The 17820-nt window shown below is 29.2% G+C and carries 14 protein-coding genes; 11 read left to right on the plus strand and 3 right to left on the minus strand.

Going from position 1 to position 17820, the window contains the following annotated elements:
- Positions 1–152: 152 nt before the first annotated feature.
- The 9 genes from KPL38_RS12680 (at position 153) to KPL38_RS12720 (ending at position 11747) form a co-directional block, all read left to right on the plus strand.
- Positions 153–1640 (plus strand): GH25 family lysozyme, encoded by a 1488-nt coding sequence (locus tag KPL38_RS12680; RefSeq protein WP_216289501.1) that lies wholly within the window; start codon positions 153–155, stop codon positions 1638–1640.
- A gap of 231 nt (positions 1641–1871) precedes the next feature.
- Positions 1872–2882: a LacI family DNA-binding transcriptional regulator gene (locus KPL38_RS12685; RefSeq protein WP_216289502.1), complete on the plus strand. Its 1011-nt coding sequence runs from the start codon at positions 1872–1874 to the stop codon at positions 2880–2882.
- 317 nt (positions 2883–3199) lie between these two features.
- Positions 3200–3631, plus strand: coding sequence for an RbsD/FucU family protein (locus tag KPL38_RS12690; protein WP_216289503.1), 432 nt, complete (start codon positions 3200–3202; stop codon positions 3629–3631).
- Positions 3632–3700: 69 nt separating this feature from the next.
- On the plus strand, positions 3701–5200 hold the full coding sequence (locus tag KPL38_RS12695) for a sugar ABC transporter ATP-binding protein (protein ID WP_216289504.1): 1500 nt from the start codon (positions 3701–3703) through the stop codon (positions 5198–5200).
- 51 nt (positions 5201–5251) lie between these two features.
- A complete protein-coding gene (gene rbsC / locus KPL38_RS12700) occupies positions 5252–6232 on the plus strand; it encodes a ribose ABC transporter permease (RefSeq protein WP_216289505.1) in 981 nt (326 codons plus the stop codon).
- 52 nt (positions 6233–6284) lie between these two features.
- The gene (locus tag KPL38_RS12705) at positions 6285–7190 is read left to right on the plus strand and encodes a D-ribose ABC transporter substrate-binding protein (RefSeq protein ID WP_216289506.1); all 906 of its coding nucleotides are present in this window, start codon (positions 6285–6287) and stop codon (positions 7188–7190) included.
- 154 nt (positions 7191–7344) lie between these two features.
- Positions 7345–8283, plus strand: coding sequence for a ribokinase (gene rbsK, locus KPL38_RS12710; RefSeq protein ID WP_216289507.1), 939 nt, complete (start codon positions 7345–7347; stop codon positions 8281–8283).
- A gap of 696 nt (positions 8284–8979) precedes the next feature.
- Positions 8980–10221, plus strand: a complete 1242-nt coding sequence (locus KPL38_RS12715; RefSeq protein WP_216289508.1) for an ATP-grasp domain-containing protein — start codon at positions 8980–8982, stop codon at positions 10219–10221.
- 206 nt (positions 10222–10427) lie between these two features.
- A complete protein-coding gene (locus tag KPL38_RS12720; protein WP_246577953.1) occupies positions 10428–11747 on the plus strand; it encodes an HD domain-containing phosphohydrolase in 1320 nt (439 codons plus the stop codon).
- 105 nt (positions 11748–11852) lie between these two features.
- Here KPL38_RS12720 and KPL38_RS12725 read toward each other — a convergent pair whose 3' ends face one another.
- The 3 genes from KPL38_RS12725 to KPL38_RS12735 all read right to left on the minus strand — a co-directional run bounded on the left by KPL38_RS12725 (position 11853) and on the right by KPL38_RS12735 (position 14315).
- Positions 11853–13061, minus strand: coding sequence for an MFS transporter (locus KPL38_RS12725; RefSeq protein WP_246577954.1), 1209 nt, complete (start codon positions 13059–13061; stop codon positions 11853–11855).
- Between the two features lies 1 nt (position 13062).
- Complete coding sequence (locus KPL38_RS12730) at positions 13063–13512, minus strand: MarR family winged helix-turn-helix transcriptional regulator (RefSeq protein WP_216289509.1); 450 nt, start codon at positions 13510–13512, stop codon at positions 13063–13065.
- Positions 13513–13754: 242 nt separating this feature from the next.
- Complete coding sequence (locus tag KPL38_RS12735) at positions 13755–14315, minus strand: hypothetical protein (protein WP_216289510.1); 561 nt, start codon at positions 14313–14315, stop codon at positions 13755–13757.
- Between the two features lie 363 nt (positions 14316–14678).
- On the opposite strand from KPL38_RS12735, the gene KPL38_RS12740 reads away from it, so the two are divergent.
- Together KPL38_RS12740 and KPL38_RS12745 are read left to right on the plus strand one after the other, a co-directional pair.
- Positions 14679–16913 (plus strand): alpha-galactosidase, encoded by a 2235-nt coding sequence (locus KPL38_RS12740; RefSeq protein WP_216289511.1) that lies wholly within the window; start codon positions 14679–14681, stop codon positions 16911–16913.
- Positions 16914–16943: 30 nt separating this feature from the next.
- Positions 16944–17810 (plus strand): LacI family DNA-binding transcriptional regulator, encoded by an 867-nt coding sequence (locus KPL38_RS12745; protein WP_216289512.1) that lies wholly within the window; start codon positions 16944–16946, stop codon positions 17808–17810.
- Positions 17811–17820 lie beyond the last annotated feature (10 nt).

Genomic DNA, 17820 nt, shown 5'->3' on the forward strand with positions numbered 1-17820 from the left:
TATTTTTGCAAAACATAGTAATCCTCCTCTACGTACTGATTTTGATATTATTATATCATAATTACTACGTTTGGAAGTAATTACAAGCTTTTTGTGGGATAATCATAATATGAATATGTTAATTATAAGAATACATACAAGGAGGTAATTTGGTGGGAATTCATTTAGTTAAATCAGGTGATACTGTTTGCTCAATTGCAAAACAATATGGAGTTTCATCACTAAGTATTATTGAAGCTAATGGATTAGGTCACTCAGATATTCTGGTTATAAATCAAACACTGTATGTACCACTAGGGAAAAATGATCGTATGATGAGTGTTAATGATATTAGGCGAAATATTGCTAGAAACTATAATATTAATTTTGAAAAATATAATAGAGTTATTCCAGGTGCTCCAACAAAGCTATCTGTACAAAGAAATACATTAATTAGTGTAGTGTTATTTTGGGAACCTGCATATGACAATGTGCAGGTGAGTGGATATTATATTTTGAGAAATAATATACCTATAGGTTTTACTTCAAAACGTGTTTTTGTAGATGCATTTATTAAAATTGGTGAAACTTATGATTATAAGGTCACATCATATACGCTAAATAAAGTTTTCTCTGGTTATAGTAATATTGCACGAGTAAGTATTACAACTTCTCTTGGAATCGTTTATTGGTCAAAAGCTAACCAATATTCTCTCTTTTTAAAAGGTATAGATGTTTCTTCTTATACACCTGAATTAGACTGGAATAAAATCAAAAAAGATGATGTGAAATACGTTTACGTTAGGGCAGGGAATAGTGCATTAAATAAGGCATATACTCCAGATTTAATGGCACAAACACATACCCTAGGAATAAAATCTGTTGGGCTGCCAGTAGGATTTTATTACATTCCGCACTGGTCTAATTTAGATTATAATTTAGAAAAAGCAAGTGGCGAGGCTGAAAAATATGCTGATAATATATTAAATATAATGAGTGCAGTTTCAACAAGCGGATATGGTGATTTACTTCCTGTTTTAGATATAGAGCCACCCCTTGGGGAGAGCGATATCGGGCTTACAGGTAAACAAATAGTAGATTGGGCTAAAGTATTTTGTGATCATTTTAAGTTATACACGGGAAGAACTATAATGATATATACAAATAGATCTTTCTGGAATGATTGGCATGTTACACCAGAAATTAATACACTGAAAAACTTACCACTTTGGAATGCTGAATTCTATGAATTTAGTAATTACTTGAAGTTTAGTGATGATACACCAATGAATTTTGGTGGTTGGAGTGGCTGGAACATTTGGCAATTCACCCAATCAGCAGTCATTGGTGGCTATTCACGCATGGATCAAAATTGGTGTCCTTCACTTGATTTAATAACGCCACCGGCCAAACCAATTAACTTGAATGGGTTTAATTCTTCATTTGGAACAGTTAATTTGAGTTGGAATAAAAACACTGAAATAGATCTAAAAGGCTACAATATATATAAAGATGGTGTTTTAATTTCTACTAATATTAAAAATTACATCACAATCACTGGTCTAACAGTTGGAAGGACATATAAATTCCAAGTTAGGGCGATAGATGTTTTTAATGATGTTTCAAATTTAGTTTTAGTAAATGTATATATATCAAGATAAGGTTGCTAAAACAAATATAAGAGGCATAAAGGATAAATTGCTAAGGCTAAATCACTGTATTAAATTCAAGTAAATATTTATATAAATATTTACTTGAATTTAATACAGTGATATACTAAAAATACAAATTGATTTTTGTGATTAAAGAAGTATATTACATAATTTTGAGTATATGTTTAGTTTAAAACTAGTATTTGCTAGTTTAGTCATAGTAAAAGGTAGGTAATATATATGAAAGCAATAATGAAGGATATAGCCAAACTAGCAGGAGTTTCTCCAGGTACAGTATCAAATGCACTTAATGATAGAAAAGGTGTTGGAAAAGACACAAAACTGAAAATTATTGAAATTGCAGAAGAATTGGGGTATTTCCGTAATTCTAAAAAAAGTGAGGATATGGTAATTAGACTAATTCTGTTTAAAAAGAGTGGATATGTTCTCTCTGACACTCAATTCTTCTCAGCTCTTATAGAAGCATGTGAGAATGAATGTAGACAAAGAGGATATGAATTATTAATATCTCAAATAATCCATGGGGAACATGATAAAGAAGATATATTTAAAATGATTAATAAAAATAAAATAGATGGTATATTACTTTTAGCAACGGAGATGGATGAAGTCGACTTTTTGAATTTTGAAAATATACATATCCCAATTGTAGTATTAGATAGTTATTTCGAAACAAAAGATTATAATTATGTATTAATGAATAACGTTGGTGGATCTTATGGAGCAGTAAAAAATTTAATTGAAAATGGACATACAAGAATTGGATTTTTAGGAAGCGTTGTAAGTACAAATAATTTTAAGTACAGGTTTCGTGGGTTTATAAAAGCCATAAACGATTATAAATTATGTTTAAATGAAGAGGATAAAGTCTTTGTAGAACCAACTTTAGATGGGGCATATAGAGATATGAAGAATTATTTAAGTTTGCATAAAAACAATTTACCTACAGCTTTTTTTGCATTAGATGATGTTATAGCATTAGGAGCAATCAAGGCTATGACAGAAGCAAATATTAAAATTCCACAAGAGGTGTCAATAATTGGTTTTGATGATACGCCTTTTAGTTCTTTAAGTAGCCCAAGTATGACAACTGTAAAGGTATATACAGATGTTATGGGAAAATTAGCGGTAAGGAGACTTCTACAAATAACAGATAAGGAAGATGAGATTCAATTAAAAATAGAAATTAATACAAAACTTAAGGTAAGAGATAGTGTTAGAAAAATATAAGTATAAAAAATTATTAAAATGACATTGTATTTTAAAAGCAGATAGACTAATAGTGTAAAATCTATTAGTCTATCTGCTTTTTTGTAATAAATACTGATAAATTAAAAATAATATAAAAATATTTAGTAAAAACTACAAAATATTTATTCAAAATGTATTGCATTATATTTTGCTGTATGGTAATCTCTACTTATAGATATAAAAACGTATACATATAAATAGTTATATGAAATTATCATCAATATAGCTATTGATAAGGAAAGTTATTTAATAGCAATAAAAGATTAATTTATAAAAAATGTTTGGGAGATGTTTATATGTTAAAAGGTATACCAGATTTGATTTCACCAGAACTTTTAAAAATACTTCATGAGATGGGACATGGTGATGAATTAGTAATTGGTGATTCTAATTATCCTGCAGCAAGTAATGCAAAAAAATTAGTGAGATGTGATGGTCATGGAGTCACAAATGTAATCGATTCAATACTTAAACTTTTTCCTTTAGATATATATACAGAGTGCCCAGTATCATTAATGAAGGTTATTGAAGGAGATACTACTATTCCAGAGATACAAGAAGATATTAAGAAGGTTATATGTAAATATGAAAATAGAGGTAAAAATGCGATTGAATATTTAGAAAGAGAGGAATTCTATAATAGAGCTAGAAATGCGTATGCTATTGTTGCTACTACGGAAAGACAACTTTATGGATGCATAATAATTAAAAAAGGTGTTATTAAATAAGAACATGAATAGGAAAATATCCTGCATCAGAATTAGAAAAATTTATAAATATATTTAGGAGGGATGGATATGTATAAAGACAAGCCTTTATTGGTTATGAATAATATATCAAAATCTTTTCCAGGAGTAAAAGCACTTCAAAACATTAATATAAAGGTTAAGTGTGGAGAGGTTTTAGCACTACTTGGTGAGAATGGGGCAGGAAAATCAACACTAATGAATATATTAAGTGGTGTTTATAGTAAAGATTCTGGCCAGATATTTATTGATGGAACTGAAGTGGATATACATGGAATAAAACAAGCAGAAAATTTAGGAATTTCAATTATTCATCAAGAGCTTAGTATTCTCCATAATTTATCAGTATCAGATAATATATTTTTAGGAAACGAAAAATTTAATAAAGGTACTCGAAGATTAAATAAAGCCTGGGCTAAGGAAAGAAGTATAGCTTTTTTAAAGCAAATAGGTTGTAATTTAAATCCTGATACTATAGCCAAGGATATAAGCATAGGTGATATGCAAATGATTGAAATAGTAAAATCGCTAACGAAAAATTCAAGTATCATCATTATGGATGAACCAACAACGGCGCTTACTGAAGTTGAGACTAAAAAGCTGTTTGAAGTAATAAATAAACTAAAAGAGCAGGGAATAGCTATTATATATATATCTCATAGGTTGGATGAAATTTTTAAAATTTGCGATTCAATCACAGTTTTAAGAGATGGTAAGCATGTCGGAGATGTTAAGACTAGCGATGTGACGCAAGATGAACTTATAACAATGATGGTAGGAAGAAAACTTGAAGAACAATTTCCATATAGAGAAGTTGAAAAAACAAAGACGTTATTAAAAGTTGAAGATATTTCATTTGGAAATAGAGTTAAGAAAGTTAGCTTTGAAGTTAAAGGAGGAGAAATTTTAGGCTTTGCTGGACTTATGGGTGCAGGTAGGACTGAACTAGCGAAAACTATTATAGGTTATTACAAGAAAGAGGTTGGAGAAATATATGTAGATGGCGAAAAAGTAAATATACATTCTCCCAAAGATGCAATTGACCGTGGAGTCTGTTATGTTTCAGAAGATAGAAAAAAAGAAGGTCTTATTCTAGGCTTATCAGTAAGAGAAAATATGACTCTTTCTAATTTAAAAACTTATGAGAATAGATACATGAAAATAAATAGAAAAAGTGAAAAATTAGAGGTTGAAGAATATATAAAAAAAATATCTATAAAGACACCTAGTCAAGAACAACTAATTAAGTACTTGAGTGGAGGAAACCAACAAAAGGTAATTTTATCAAAGTGGCTTATGTTATCACCAAAGGTTTTGATTATAGATGAACCTACAAAGGGTATAGATGTAGGAGCAAAAAAAGAAATTTATGATGTGCTAAATGAGTTAAAAAGCATGGGCAAAGCTATAATCTTAATTTCTTCAGATATGGCAGAGGTAATTGGAATAAGTGATAGGGTAATAGTAATGCATGAAGGAGAGATAACAGGAAAGTTAAGCAGAGGAGAACTAAGCCAAGAGAATATAATGAAGTATGCTGTAGGTATCTAGTTTTATAATCTGCAATTCTAGTATAAGTTGTAAAGGGGTGTATGAATTACTATGAAAAATAATATAAACAAAACATCATTAAAAACTAATTCAAACAATACAAGCGGAAAAAACATAAAAAATTTACTTATAAAAAATAAATCACTAGTAGCATTATTGATACTTTGTATAATAATATCATTCATATCACCAACATTTTTAACTTTTTCTAATATTACTAATATTCTTACTCAAGTTTCAGTTAATGCAATAATTGCTGTAGGTATGTGTTTTGTAATTTTAACTGGAGGAATAGATTTGTCAGTTGGTTCTATTCTTGCAATTTCAGGAGCTGTTGCAGCTTCATTAATTAGTAGTGGTTTAAACATTATTTTAGCTATCGTTATGACACTCGCGATTGGAGCAGTAATCGGATTTATTAACGGGGTAGTAGTAGCAAAAGGCAGAATTCAGGCTTTTATTGCAACACTTGCTACTATGACTATATTCAGAGGAGTAACTTATGTCTTTACTAATGGAAATCCAATATCTGTAGCTAATGATAATTTCTTGAATATTGGTAGCGGAGATTTATTTGGAATACCATTACCAATTATAATAATAGTGGTTGTATTTATAGTTGCTTGGTATGTGCTTACTCAAACCAGATATGGAAGATATGTGTATGCAGTTGGCGGAAATGAAGAATCATCTAGACTGTCTGGTATAAATACAGATAAAATTAAATGTTTAGTTTATGTTTTATCAGGTATAGCAGCAGCTTTAGCGGGAATTATAGTAACAAGTAGAATTGGTTCTGCATCTCCAAGTGCTGGATCAGGATTTGAGTTAGATGCTATTGCTGCAGTTGTTCTTGGTGGTACAAGTCTTTCCGGTGGAGAAGGAACAATTGTTGGAACAATAATTGGTGCATTGATAATAGGCGTATTAAGCAATGGATTAAATTTAATGGATGTATCAGCGTTTTATCAATCTATAGCAAAAGGTATAGTAATACTACTTGCAGTTTTAGCAGATAGAAAAACAGCATAAATTATAAAGTTTATTTGGTAATAATAAATAAATTTAAAGGGGACTATTAATTATGAAAAGAAATCGTGTAAAAATTTTATCACTTATGGTAACATCAGTACTTGTAATCACTGCTTTATCAGGATGTGGTAGTAAAAAATCTGTGGAAAACAAGAAAATAGGAATGGTAGTATCAACTTTGAACAATCCATACTTTGTAAAAATGAGAGATGAAGCAGTTATAAAGGCTAAAGCACTAGGTTATGATTTATCAGTTGTTGATTCAAATAACGATGCAAGTAAAGAAAGATCTAATGTAGATGATCTTATACAAAAAGGGGTTGCAGCAATAATAATAAACCCTACAGACAGTGATGCAGTTGGAAATGCAGTAAAGGCAGCAAATAAAAGTAAAATACCAGTTATAACTGTAGATAGGAAAGCTAACTCAGGTAATACTGTTTGTCAAATAACGTCCGATAATGTTAAGGGTGGAGAAATGGCAGCTGATTTTATTGCTAAACAATTAAAGGAAAAAGGAACTATTGTTCAAATCGAAGGAATACCAGGCGCTTCAGCTACTAGGGATAGAGGAAACGGCTTTAGAAAGGGAATAGCAAAATATCCTAATATGAAAATTATTGCAAGCCAATCAGCTAATTTTGATAGACAAAAAGCATTGGATGTTATGCAAAATATAATGCAATCAACACCTAAATTTGATGCTGTATTTACTCAAAATGATGAGATGGTAGTGGGTGCATCTAAAGCATTAAAAGGAAAATTAAAACCTATAATTGTAGGATTTGATGGAAATGCTGATGCGCAGGCTTTAGTTAAGAGTGGAGACATAACAGCTACAGTTGCACAACAACCAGGTGCAATTGCAGACATGGCGATTGTAAATGCTGATAAAATTATTAAAGGTAAAACTGTAGATAAAGATGTAAAGATACCAGTGAAAATGTTTATAAAATAATATAAAACAAGCAAGAAGATGTATATAAAACTAACTCCTATATTGTTTAAATATAGGAGTTAGTTTTAGAAATACAATATTATGAGACATAAATTTTGAAGAAAGGAAAAATGTATGATAGAATTTTTATGTTTTTATTATACAAGGTGAAGTGATGAAGAAAAATATTTGTGTTTTAGGAAGTATAAATATAGATTTAACTTTAAGAGTAGATAGAATGGTAAAATCAGGTGAAACCATTTTGTCAAAGGGATATAAAAAAACTTTTGGTGGTAAGGGTGCTAATCAAGCATTAGCGGCAAAACTATTAGGAGCTGATGTTACATTTATAGGACGGGTTGGAAATGATGAGAATGGTATACAAATAGTAAAGTCACTTGAGAAAAATGACATCGATATAAGTAATATAAAGTTTATTGAAAATTCATCTACAGGTATGGCTGTTATTACGGTTGATGATTATGGCTCAAATTCTATTATAGTGGTCCCAGGGGCTAATATGGATATTGATAGAAAGGTAATAATAGAGGCAAGAGAGAGTATAATTAATTCTAAAATATTAGTATCACAATTTGAAACACCTTTAGAATCTACAATAGAAGCTTTTAAAATTGCTAAAGAGAATGGTGTAATAACATTATTAAATCCTGCACCTGCAAAACAAATACCCGATGAGTTATTAAGATTAACAGATATAATAGTTCCAAATGAAACTGAAGCTTTTGAAATCACAAATATTGAGATAGGTGATAATGCTAGTATGATAGAAGCTTCCAAAAAGTTTATAAAGGGCGGAGTAAAATTTGTAATTATAACTTTAGGAGAAAAGGGGGCAACGTTAATTTCAGAAAATAACTTTAGTATAGTGCCAGCGTATAAGGTAAAATCTATAGATACAACTGCAGCTGGAGACAGTTTTATAGGTGCATTGGCAAGTAGATTACTTAATGAAGAAAATTTAGATTTTAAATCAATTGAAAGTGCTATGAAATTTGCTAATAAGGTATCCTCGATAGTTGTGCAAAAGGAAGGGGCTCAGTCTTCTTTACCAATTTTGGAAGATGTTTTAAAAGTCTATAAAAATGATTTGTAGATAGAATTTAAATAAAATTACACTTAATAAGTTTTAAATATGAGATGTAATTAACTAAATTTTGTATAACGATTACCATAGAGTGGATAGTATAATCTTTTTAATAAGATTTACTATCTTTTTTATTTATATTTCTTAAAAAAAGACATAATAAGACTATTTTTTAAATTGTATGTTGTATTATGTTTTTTTATAATGTATAGTATATATAAACATATCCAATATAGGAGCTAATAGTACAAGTATGTATAATACTGTATATATAAAACAGCATATAACTTAATACTAATAAATAACATAATTTGGCACAGATAATGCGATCTAGAGATCGACCAACCTTATAAAAACCTAAAAATTTTAATATGATTATAAAAAAATATTGTTTTTTTTGAGCTTGTGTTTTATTTGATATAGCTTATAAATTGCAACATTAATTACTTTTAAATAATATAAAAAACACTTAGTTAATTTTCAATTAGAAATAGTGTATTGGATATTTATATAATCACGTCCACTATTTTTGTATATGCCAGCTCAACTTTATATTAAGGGAAGATGTAATTGATATAAAAAGTTAAATTTGGAGGGAAGAATGTAAAAAGTAAATTGTATTTTATACAAATAAGAATTTAAAGTTAAATATGATGTTATGGATAGACAAATCAAAGTGTTAAAGTAAATTAATGGAGGGAAAAAATGAATAACAAGAAAGTTGTAGCTTTTGTTGAACCAAGCTTTTATGGGGTAGGGTTTGTTCGAGCTGCATCTGATTTAGGGCATAAAATAATTTCAATAGTATCATCTAAAAATAATCCGAAAGAGTATGGGTATGAGGGTCTGTATGACGATATTATAATTGCAGACGTTCGAGACGAAGAATCAATATTCAATGCTATAAAGAATTCAAAATATTATGGTAAGCTACATGCATTAATACCTGCAGCAGATTATGTATCTGCGATTACAGCTAAAGTTGCTGAAAGATTGGGACTTAAAGGTATACCATACGAAGCTGAAGTTAAATCTAGAAATAAAGATTTAGCTAGAGAAGCATATAAAGAAAATGGTGTTCCTAGTGCAAAGTTTAAAAAAGTAAAAAATTATGTTGAAGCAAAAAAAGCGGTAGAAGAAATAGGATATCCTGTAATTTTAAAACCTACTAACTGTGAAAGTAGTCAAAATGTTTTCTTTATTAATAATAATCTTGAATTACAAAATGCAGTAGAATGTATGAGCAATTTTAAAGAATCCTATATGGGATTTAAAGTTCGCAAAGAGTTTTTAATTGAAGAATATCTACAAGGACAAGAATTTAGTATAGAAGTATTTTTACATAATGGGGAAAAAGTTTTTTCTTCAGTAACGGAGAAGATAGTTTCTAAACTCCCATATTTTGTTGAAACAGCTCACATAGTACCTACTTCAGTTTATTTAGATAAACAAAACGATATAATTGATGTGGCAATCATGGCTGTAAAAGCTTTAGGAATTATGAATGGTCCAAGTCATGTAGAAGTTAAACTTTCAAAAACAGGTCCAAGGCTTATAGAGGTAAATGGAAGGCCAGGAGGAGATAACATCTCTTCAGATTTATTAATTAATGCGTTAGGTATAGATTTATTCAAGGCAACTATTAATTATTATTTAGATGATGCTATAAGTCTTAAGCCTTCACAACATAAGGCTGCAGCCGTTGCATATTTAATTGCTAAAAAGGATGGTATTTTATCAAAAGTTAATGGATTGGATGATTTAAAAAACAATAAAAATGTTATACGTTATAATATGGATCTTAAATCTGGAGATGCTATTAGAAAGGCACAAAATTCAGATGAAAGATTAGGGTATATAATAGTAAAAGCAGATTCTCCAAAAGAAGCAAAGAAAATGGCATTAGACTCAATTAATAAATTAGAAATTGTATATATGAAAAATTAATTTAAATTAATATAGAAAAACCATCTGGAAATCAGATGGTTTTTGACTTTTTACATCTTTTGATATTTGAAAATATATGATAATTAGTGTGGTTTTTAGAAAAAAGTAATAATAAATCTACTTTAATTAGTACATTATTTCAAAAAAAGGTTATAATTATGTTATTACTTATAATAGTATAAATGTTAAAAAGAAGGAGATAGGCTATGATAAAACAGCTATCTGTGAATTTGGGGAATTTGTTATTATCTTTATCAGAAGTGGCAAATTTAGCAAATCCATTAATTGCACAACATCAGCACAGGACAGCATTTATTGCTCTTGAAATAGCAAAAAATGCTAATTTAAAACAAGAAATCACTGAAAATATTTTTACAGCTGCATTATTACATGATATTGGTGCAATAACAGTGGAAGAAAAAATAGCTATTCGTAATTTCAAAAAAGTAGATGGAAATATTCATGAAATAAGGGGAGAACTATTACTGGAACAAATACCATGGTTAAGAAAAATTTCAAAGATTGTAAGGAATCATCATAAACAATGGAATAAGTGGGAAGAAGGCATAGAAAACCCACTAGTTCTTTCGTCTCAAATCATTTTGTTGTCTGATTATGTGGAAAGATTAATAGATAGGAATAAATATATATTACATCAAAGCAAAGATATAGTAGAAACAATCAGAAAATTAGAAGGTACTGTTCTTAATAAAAAGGTAATATCTTATTTTATTGATTTATCAAAAAGAGAAGAATTTTGGTTAGATTTAACTTCTCCACGAATACATTCATGGTTATTGAACAATGGACCTTTTAATAACATACAAATAGGAATTAAAGATGTATTATTAATATCAAACTTATATCGAGATTTAATAGATTTTAAATCTGAGTTTACGGCTACGCATACATCTGGTGTAGCAGAATGTGCAGTAATGTTATCTGAATTATTTGGACTCTCACAGTTAGATGTAAAGTCAATGAGAATAGCTGGTAATTTTCATGATATTGGGAAATTGATAATACCAAATAGTATTCTTGAAAAGCCAGGAAAATTAACTTCTGATGAGTTTGCTATTATAAGATGCCATACATATTATACTTTTAATACATTAGATTCAATCGGTGGATTGCAACGAATAGCTGAGTGGGCTGCCTATCATCATGAAAAATTAGACGGAAGTGGTTATCCATTTCATTTAACTAGTGAAGAAATTGGAACTGGTTCTAGAATAATGACAGTTGCAGACATATTTACAGCAATATCTGAAGATAGACCTTATAGAATGGGAATGAATAAAGACGAAATCTACAAGATTATAAAAAAACAAGCAACTGAAAATTTATTAGATAGAAGGATTGTTGAGGTATTATTTGATAATTATGAAACTATAAGCCATCAAGTAAAAAAAGAACAATCAAAGGCATTAAACTTTTATGAAAATAGATTTAAAACAATAGTCCTTAAGACTAGTCCTAATTATGTAGAAAAAATTAATGAGAATTCCCCAAATATATATGTTTAGTTTATAAACAAAATAACTTGGATTAACAGTACTTGTATGTTGTTAATTCAAGTTATTTTGCAAATGAATATTATATTATTCAACGTGCAATAGCGATATATATGGCTAAGCTATGGCATCTTCTCTTAAATTTTCCTTTTGATTAATATTTTTTTGAATAAGCTTGTATGTGTATAGCATTAAAAGTAAGATTACAAATATAGAAGAAAATCTATACATAACTGCATATCCTTTATATCCAGCAACAGAACCTAAAAGTATTGAACCAACTGTATAGGCTAAATCCATGGAAGATAAGAAAGTACCATTAGCAGCCCCTTTTCGGTTATTTGGTGATCGATCTACTGCCCAAGCTTGAAGTGAAGGTTGCACAGCCCCATATCCAATACCATAAAATAAAGAGGCTATTATAAGTGTAGTGATAGAATTTGTATAAGATAATAATATAAGACCTATAATTATTGAAATTGAACCAGGAATTATTATCACATTATGTCCTTTTTTATCAAATATTTTTCCAACCCAAGGTCTAGTTACTAGGATTATTGAAAGATATCCAACAAAATAAACCCAAATTGAAGTGAGTTTTAATTCCTTACCATATAACATTATATAACTCATAATTCCGCATAGTGTAATTACAAGAAAAAAACATAATAATGAAGGTAAAGCTGCTTTTCTTTCAAATGAGTCTGATAAAGAAAACTTTTTCTTTAATTTAGAGGCTACGAAAGTTTTTTTAGGTAATTTAACCCTACTAAAAAATAGAACACCGACTAAAACTAATAATATTGATGTAATAGCAATATTTTTGAAACTATATAAATTCATTATTATTATTGCAAAAATAGGAGACAAGGCCATAGATATTATCATTGAGAGCGAATAATATCCCATGCCTTCACCTCGTTTTTCCTCTGGTATAATATCTGAAAAAATTGCAGCGGTACCTGTTGAAGCAAGCCCCCAACCTATTCCCTGTATAATACGAACAAATATTATTGCATCTAAAGGAAGCCAAATAAATGATAAGGTGCTTCCTGCAAGGATTATGGCACCTGCCAAAAGCAAAGGCTTAATTTCAATTTTATCCATAATACTACCTGTGAATAGTCTGATTAGTAAAGAGGTTATTGAAAATGTGCTTACGACCAGACTTGCTTCAAGATTACTTCCTCCAGTAGCCTTTGCATATGCGGGTAAAGTTGGTGTGAGCATATAAAAAGCTAAATATATGAATAAATTTGAAAATAGCATTAATACATAGCTTTTAGTCCATAATTTTGTTGTACTTGATTGAATTTTCGCTTCCAAATTAATTCCTCCTGTCGTTTTTTAAATTGTCTATATTTTCATCGATATGTAAAAAGACTTCATTAAATATTTTTAGTTTTTCGTAAGGGATATCTTTAAGAATATCTTTGAATACAGTTTCCAAAAATGGAGCAACTTTTTTGCAAGCAATTAAACCTTCATCTGTTATATGTATAACAAATGAGCGTCTGTCTTCTTTACTTTGGTGTCTTTCAATGAAGTTTTTTCTCTCTAATATGTCAATTATTCGAGTTAAAGTAGACTGATCTTTACCTGAAACTTCGGCTAGATATTTTTGACTTATTTTGTTTTGTTTAAACAATTTCATTAATACTGCCCATTGCTCTGTTGTAAGATTAAATTTTACCAACCTGCTATTGAGGTAATGTATTAGTTTCTTGTTAATTTTGTTTGTTAATGCTCCGATATCCTGGTCATAGGATTCAAACATATTTTGTCATCTCCTTCTAATAAACTTGTTGCGTCAATAATTGGCACGACAAGTAATTATATGCTCTTTTATATGTTTTTTCAACAAAAAAATTATAATAAACATATATAGAGATTACTATTACTATAAAAGATGGGACGAGGGGGCCTTCCTTTAGCTTTGAGTTTCTATTGGTTAATGCAGGTTTAGTTATGATTTAATCAATATAAAATAAGAAGCTTTTCAGCTTCTTATTATTTAATTTATTCTTCTGACTTATCAAGATTTATTTGATATTCTTTAATTTCATCTTTCATTATTGCAATATTATCTTTTATAGCTTTTTCTGTTAACCAATCGTAATAAACTATTCCTCTACTATACTCTTTAATTGATTTTTTCACGGAATTTATTTTTTTATTCCAATATTTTTTATTAGTATATAAATATTCTATATTTGAACTGTACCCATATGAGACAGCTACGTGGTTAAGTGAAACCCACATTGTAGTTTTTATAGGAAAATTTGATAGAGGTAGCTGAGCATATTCAGCTGATTTCCATAATATCTTATCTGGACTATAATCAACTTCTATATTTATTGTGTGAGGTTTTAATTTCAATTTTGATTCAATAGTCTCTGATAAATGTTCTAAAAATTTAAACTTAATCTCATCCGTTATTTCTTTAACTCCTAAATATTGATTCATATTGCCTAAAAATTCTGTCTTATAATCATCACCATTATCAAATTTAGGATTAATTACTACATTTGACCACCATGTTGCTGCGATATTTGATATTTCCGTTATATTTTTACTCATTTGTAATCCACCTTTTTTAATTTGCATTTCTTCATATCTCTTAATTGATTTATAAAACATATTTTTAATTAATTTTAATAGTGACCTTACTTATTGCTACATAATTTATCCAATAACTTTATATGAAGTAAGTGATCCTTTTGTGATGCTTTTTTTAATCAATTTTAGCTATTCTCATAATAATCTAAAAGAGTAATTATATTCACGTAAAACTTTTTTAAAATAAAATATATTATTCTTAATTGTATATGGTGGAAAGTTTACTAAAAAAATTAGAATAAATAGTTGATTATTTACTAAATATTAGTCATAATATAGTAAACGTATACAAATTTATTTATAAAAAAAGGAAGGGATCTTTTTATGTCTATAATATTTAATGAAGAAACTAAGGAATTCCATTTATTTAATAAAGAAATTAGCTATATTTTTAACATTATGCCAAATTCTCAGTTAGGTCATTTATATTTTGGAAAAAAAGTTAAACACAGAAATTCTTTTGAACATCTTTTTCAAGTTGAAGCTAGAGCATTAACAGCATGTGTTTTTGAAGGAGATTTAACTTTCTCTCTTGAACATGTTAAGCAAGAATATCCATCCTATGGAACAACAGATTTTAGGGAACCTGCTTTTGAAATTCTTCAGAAAAATGGGAGCAGAATTACGAATTTTACATATAAAAGCAATCGTATTTTTAAAGGTAAAAAGAAATTAAAGGGTCTTCCAGCCACTTATGTTGAAAGTGATGATGAGGCAACAACATTAGAAATAATACTTTATGACGATTTAATAAATTTAGAATTGACATTAAGTTATACTATTTTTGAAAATTATCCAATAATAACAAGAAGTGCAAGATATAAAAATTATGGAGCTGATGAACTTTATATTATGGGTTGTATGAGTTCTAGCATTGATTTACCAAGTGATGAATATGAAATGGTTCAACTTTCTGGTGCTTGGAGTCGTGAGAGATATATAAAAACAAGAAAACTTCAACCTGGTATTCAATCTGTTTATAGTGCCAGAGGCGCAAGTAGCGCTAATCATAATCCGTTTATTGCTTTAAAATCTCTAAATGCAGATGAGTTTCAGGGCGAGGTCTACGGATTTAGCTTAGTGTATAGTGGAAATTTTAAGGCACAGGTAGAGGTGGATGCATATTCAGTTGCGAGAGTAACTATTGGAATTAATCCATTTGGGTTTCAGTGGAAATTAGATAAAGATGAAGAATTTCAAACCCCCGAAGCGGTACTCGTATATTCTAATAAAGGGCTGAATTACATGAGTCAAGCTTATCATGGGTTATACAGAACAAGACTTGCTAGAGGTCAATGGAGAGATAAAGTTAGACCAATTTTGGTGAATAACTGGGAAGCTACTTACTTTGATTTTAATGAAGACAAAATATTAAGCATAGCAACTATTGGAAAACAACTAGGAATGGAACTATTTGTATTAGACGATGGTTGGTTTGGAAATAGAAATGATGATACTACTTCACTTGGTGACTGGTATGTGGATAAAAATAAACTCCCAAATGGGATCTCAAATCTAGCATCGAAGATTGAAAAGATAGGATTAAAATTTGGTCTTTGGTTTGAGCCTGAGATGGTAAGCAAAGTTTCTGAGCTATATGAAAATCATCCAGATTGGATAATAAGCACACCGAATCGAGGAGTATCACATGGAAGAAATCAGCTTGTATTAGATTTTTCTAGAACTGACGTAGTAGATTATATTTACGACAAAATGAGCGAAATATTAAGTAGTGCTTCTATTTCATACGTAAAGTGGGATATGAATCGTAATATAACTGAGGCCTTTTCTTCAAAACTCCCAGCTGGTAGGCAAGGTGAAGTTATGCATAGATATATTTTAGGGGTATATGATCTTTATGAAAGATTAATTAGTAGATTCCCACATATCCTTTTCGAATCATGTGCTAGTGGAGGGGGAAGGTTTGATGCTGGAATGTTATATTATGCACCACAAGCTTGGACTAGTGACGATACCGATGCTGTTGAAAGATTGAAAATACAATATGGAACATCAATGGTTTATCCTATAAGTTGTATGGGAGCGCATGTATCAGCTGTTCCTAATCATCAGGCTAAAAGAATTACAAGTATTGACACTCGTGGAAATGTAGCATATTTTGGGGCTTTAGGATATGAATTAGACTTAAATAAATTAAGTGATAATGATAAAATTAAAATTAAGGAGCAAATAGAATTCTATAAGAAATATAGAGAAATTATTCAAAAGGGTATCTTTTATAGAATTAGTAGCCCATTTGAGAATGATGTTAATTATATTGCATGGATGATAGTTTCAGAAGATAAAAAGACTGCAATAGTAGGACGATATAGAGTTTTAAATAAACCGAACCCAGGTTATGAAAGATTGAGACTAGTGGGACTTGATAATGATAAACAATATAATATAATTTCAACTGGAGGTAAACATTTCGGAGATGAACTTATGAATATTGGGTTAGTTGTTAATGATAATTTTACAGGCTATAATGAAAATTTTGGTGAACTCGAAAATGGTGACTTTAATTCACAAATTTTTGTTTTAAGTGTTGATAATTAACATAATTATTTGGATGAGGAGAGGATTTAAGTGGCAACAATAAGAGAAATAGCATTAAAGGCAGAGGTATCTTCATCCACAGTATCAAGAGTTCTTAATTTTGATGATTCAATTAATGTTTCAGAAAAAACAAAAAATAAAATATTTAAAGTGGCTGATGAACTAAATTATGTAACATTAAGAAAAAGAAAGAAAAAAAAAGATAATTATACTATTGGATTAATACAGTGGTTTACAGATAAAGAGGAGATAAGTGATCAATACTATTTATATATAAGAAATGGTATTGAAAGAAAATGCGCCAATAACCTTATTAGAGTTGAAAGATTATTTACTGAAGTAGAATATGATGACTTGGATTATATTGATGGAGTTATTGCAATTGGAACCTATTCTGAAAGGGAAATAAAGAAGATTGAAAAGTTCTCAGGTAAAATTATTTTTGTTGATTCATCTCCTAATGAAAATTTGTATGATTCAGTAGTTATTGATTTTGAAAAATCTGTGGTTGAAGTGTTAGATTATTTAGTGGAGCTTGGACACTATAATATTGGATATATAGGAGGAGTTGAATTAATTAAAACAGGTAAAGAAAAAGAAAAGAAAGGCGGAGGAATTCGCCTTGACACTTATACGAAATACATGAAGGATAAAAAATTATTTAATCCGGAATTGATTAAGATTGGTGAGTTTTCTTATGAATATGGTTACAACATTATGAAAAAAATAATACAAGGCAATAACATCCCCACAGCTATTTTTGCTGGTAGTGATGCTATTGCTATTGGTGCTTATATGTTGATTTACACTTTATCTTATCCTAAGTTTTACAAATTAATTTATCTAGTTAAATCATGGATTTGCACATATATTTATCCGATTTACATAATAATTTAACCGGAATTTA

This window comes from Clostridium psychrophilum (assembly GCF_018861705.1).
Classification (GTDB): domain Bacteria; phylum Bacillota; class Clostridia; order Clostridiales; family Clostridiaceae; genus Clostridium_AD; species Clostridium_AD psychrophilum.

Bases quoted from the DNA above. Each gene is read 5' to 3' on its own strand.
- KPL38_RS12720 (WP_246577953.1), top strand. From the start codon at position 10,428: ATGATAAAACAGCTATCTGTGAATTTGGGGAATTTGTTATTATCTTTA.
- KPL38_RS12740 (WP_216289511.1), top strand. From the start codon at position 14,679: ATGTCTATAATATTTAATGAAGAAACTAAGGAATTCCATTTATTTAAT.
- KPL38_RS12695 (WP_216289504.1), top strand. From the start codon at position 3,701: ATGTATAAAGACAAGCCTTTATTGGTTATGAATAATATATCAAAATCT.
- KPL38_RS12735 (WP_216289510.1), bottom strand. From the start codon at position 14,315: ATGAGTAAAAATATAACGGAAATATCAAATATCGCAGCAACATGGTGG.
- KPL38_RS12685 (WP_216289502.1), top strand. From the start codon at position 1,872: ATGAAAGCAATAATGAAGGATATAGCCAAACTAGCAGGAGTTTCTCCA.
- KPL38_RS12730 (WP_216289509.1), bottom strand. From the start codon at position 13,512: ATGTTTGAATCCTATGACCAGGATATCGGAGCATTAACAAACAAAATT.
- KPL38_RS12705 (WP_216289506.1), top strand. From the start codon at position 6,285: ATGAAAAGAAATCGTGTAAAAATTTTATCACTTATGGTAACATCAGTA.
- KPL38_RS12715 (WP_216289508.1), top strand. From the start codon at position 8,980: ATGAATAACAAGAAAGTTGTAGCTTTTGTTGAACCAAGCTTTTATGGG.
- KPL38_RS12690 (WP_216289503.1), top strand. From the start codon at position 3,200: ATGTTAAAAGGTATACCAGATTTGATTTCACCAGAACTTTTAAAAATA.
- rbsC (WP_216289505.1), top strand. From the start codon at position 5,252: ATGAAAAATAATATAAACAAAACATCATTAAAAACTAATTCAAACAAT.
- rbsK (WP_216289507.1), top strand. From the start codon at position 7,345: ATGAAGAAAAATATTTGTGTTTTAGGAAGTATAAATATAGATTTAACT.